A 1,700-nucleotide genomic window follows, 5' to 3' on the forward strand; every position below is an offset into this window, starting at 1 on the left:
CCCGGGGCGGCCCACCGGTGCGCCGGGCGCGCAGCAGCGCCACGGCCAGCGGCACGGCGGCCACCGCCATGCCGGCCGCGCCCCAGACCGCCGAGGCGGGCAGCCGGAGGAAGACCGCGTGCGCCAGCACGCTGGAGGCGTACGTCCACAGGTAGAGCGCGAACATCGGCCCGTCCCGCCCGTCGACGCGGTCCACGGCCGGCCCGCCGAGCGGGCGCAGCGCGGCCATCAGCAGCACCGCGAAGAGCAGCCAGCCGAGGTAGTTGCTGGCCGGGACGCCGGGCAGGCCGGGCAGCGCCGGGGTGGTGTCCCGCCAGACCCAGTAGCCCTCGGCCACCATCTGCGGGTCCAGGAAGAGGTCCCAGGCGGCCAGCCCGACCGCGGCGAGGGTGATCCGGCCGAGGCGGGGCGTCCAGCCGGCCGCCGGGCCGGCGGGGCCGGTGAGGCGGACCGCGGTGAGCCAGGCCGGCCAGGCCATCCAGGTCCAGGCCAGGGGGATGATCAGCGGCACCCCGGCCAGCTTCGGGCCGAGCTCGCCGGAGTAGTCGTAGCTGCCGAACGGGACGCCGGTGGCCACCCCGATCGCCTCGACCGCGAAGCCGCCGCCGGTGGCCACGGCGACCAGCGCGAGCGCGGCCCGCGGCCCCCGGCTGAGCAGGGCGTGCCCCACGGCGAGCAGGTAGCCGAGGCCGACCGTGGCCACGGTCAGCCCGGCCCGGGTGGCGCCGGCGGTGAGCGGGTAGCAGATCTGGCTGAGGACCATGACGGCCAGCAGCGCCCAGGGCAGCCGGCGCCGGATCACGGGGTGGCCGGACCGGGGGCCGGCGGGGGCAGCGGCAGGTCCCGGCCGAGCACGCCGAACGGCCGTTCGTCGCCGGGGAAGTGGAAGTGGCGCAGGACGTCGACGAAGCCGAACCGGCGGTACAGCCGCCAGGCGCGGGACTTCTGCTCGTCCGCCTCGGGGGTGGAGAGCAGGGTGGTGGTGCCTTCCGCCATGGTGAGCAGGGCGCGCAGCTGGCCGGCGCCGAGGCCGTGCCCCTGCGCGGGGGGCCGCACGTGCAGCTCCACCACCTCGAAGCAGTGGGTCAGCCAACGCTGCCGGGCCTCGGCGTCGAGGGCCCGGTGCACCTGGTCGTGCCACCACTGGCCGGCGGCGCCGAGATAGCCGTACCCGAAGCCGATCAGGTGTCCCTCACTGGTGAGGCTGGCGACGGCGCGGAATCCGGGCCGGCGGACGTGGGTGGCGATGTAGCCGCGCCGCGCCTCCAGCAGGTCGGTGCGGTAGCCCATCGCCTCGCCGTAGACGGAGACCACGTCGTCCAGCCGCCGGACCAGATCGTCCGGGGTCCAGCGCACCAACCTCATGCGTTTCCTCTCGCCGTTTCCGGGTCGCCCTCGACCGCCCAGCCCAGCACCGTGCGGTCGCCGACCACGTCCCGCACCGCGAACCGGGCGAACAGCTCCTCCGCGTACCACCCCTCGGTGGGGGTGCGCGTGATCGCGGCGCGGTGCTCCGGGTGACGGTACGCGAACGCGACCAGGTCCGCCGGATCCCGCCACACACTCACCGTGCCCTGCCAGCCCAGCGGGGCCTCCCCGACCCCGAACCGGGCGAGCAGCCCGGGCGCGGCGTGCAGGGCGGCGGCGACCGGCGGGACGGCCCGCCAGAAGGTGGCCGCCCGGCGGGGCCGTAGCCGGGC

The 1,700-nt window shown here is 76.9% G+C and carries 2 protein-coding genes and 1 pseudogene; all 3 read right to left on the reverse strand.

The features are described from left to right. Positions 1 to 763: carotenoid biosynthesis protein (locus tag ACWEVO_RS36180; RefSeq protein ID WP_452311891.1), on the reverse strand; the 763-nt coding region annotated here is incomplete at its 3' end. A 35-nt stretch (positions 764 to 798) separates the two neighbouring features. After that, on the reverse strand, positions 799 to 1,365 hold the full coding sequence (locus ACWEVO_RS36185) for a GNAT family N-acetyltransferase (RefSeq protein WP_452311890.1): 567 nt from the start codon (positions 1,363 to 1,365) through the stop codon (positions 799 to 801). Then, positions 1,362 to 1,700, reverse strand: a pseudogene (locus tag ACWEVO_RS36190) (monooxygenase); the annotation flags it as partial. The pseudogene ACWEVO_RS36190 and the gene ACWEVO_RS36185, both read right to left, overlap by 4 nt.

This window comes from Micromonospora sp. NPDC003776 (assembly GCF_053605645.1).